Source organism: Variovorax sp. H27-G14, from assembly GCF_046156345.1.
In the GTDB taxonomy this organism is placed as follows: Bacteria; Pseudomonadota; Gammaproteobacteria; order Burkholderiales; family Burkholderiaceae_C; genus Variovorax.
The window spans coordinates 1-1,114 of sequence record NZ_JAYLVN010000056.1; the positions used below are offsets into that span (position 1 = coordinate 1).

Sequence of the window (1,114 nt, forward strand, 5' to 3'; positions counted from 1 at the left end):
GATGTCGACCTGTTCGAGCGTCTCGGCCAGCGTGTGGCCATCGTACGGATTGCCCGGCATGCTGCGCATGCCCACCACCAGACCCTCCTTCAAGGTCGTCGCGATGCTCACCTTCACGCCGAACTCGTACGGCGTTCGGGCCTTGCCCTTGGAGATGCACTCGACCTCGGGTGCGTGCAGCGCGTAGAGCTTGTTCTTGTTCTTGTCCTTCGTGCGCTGGGCCAGGATGCGGCCTGTACGAGTGAGCAAATCGCCGACCTTGGCCTGTGCCTGCTCGGGCAGCGCGCCGAGTTGGCGCGCCACGTCGCGGTGCACCCGTCCCACGCGCGTGCGCAATGTGCGAACGGCGTGGCGCATGCGCTTGAACTGCTTGGCGTGGGCGTAGCGCCCGATCTGCGCGGCCAGTCTCGGGGCGGTGCGGTTGTAGTTCTGGCGCAGGTTCAGGCCGTGTTCTTCGGCGACCTTCACCAGATGCTGGCGACTCTTCTCCAGCAGCCGGCTGTCGGTGGGGTGCGCGATGGCCTTGGGCATCACAGTCGTGTCGACGATCACGCGGTCCACGCTGGAGGCCTTCACGACGCCGCCGCGCCGAGCTGCGTCGATGGTCGCCATCAACAAAGTTTCCACGCCCTCTTCGCCGATGCGCTTCCTCCAGCGCGTGAGGCTGCTTGGGTCGATGGGCGCTGCGGTCTGCAGGTACACCTCGCCGCAGAAGTACTGCCAGTACGGGTTCTCGATCCAGGTGTTGACTACCGCTTCGTCGGAAGCATCGAAGGTGTGCTGCAAGTACAGCAGGCCGGCCACCAGCCGAGGAGGCAATGCAGGGCGACCGCGCCCCGAGTTGAAGTGAGCGCCAAACGTGCGTTCGATCTCGCTCCAGTCGATCAAGCCGGCCAAGCGAACGAGCGCGTGACGCATGTTGATCAACTCGTCCAGGCGAGAGACGAACAGCTCGTCGGTCTGCGGTGCTACAGGCTTGGGTCCCATCGATAAAACCTCGTCGGAATTTGCAAGGAAACTGCGTTCTACGCCCAAGTACCTTGCAAATTCCGCGCCACGCACGCTCCGAAATCACCAGTGAAATCAAAGAGTTAGAGATTGTTCAGGGCGGACT

1 protein-coding gene is annotated in these 1,114 nt (G+C 63.1%); it reads right to left on the bottom strand.

The annotated features are described in order from the left end of the window. Window positions 1-987 (bottom strand): IS5 family transposase (locus VLK31_RS36185; protein ID WP_409173317.1); only part of this gene is annotated, 987 nt, incomplete at its 3' end. Between the last annotated feature and the right edge of the window lie 127 nt (window positions 988-1,114).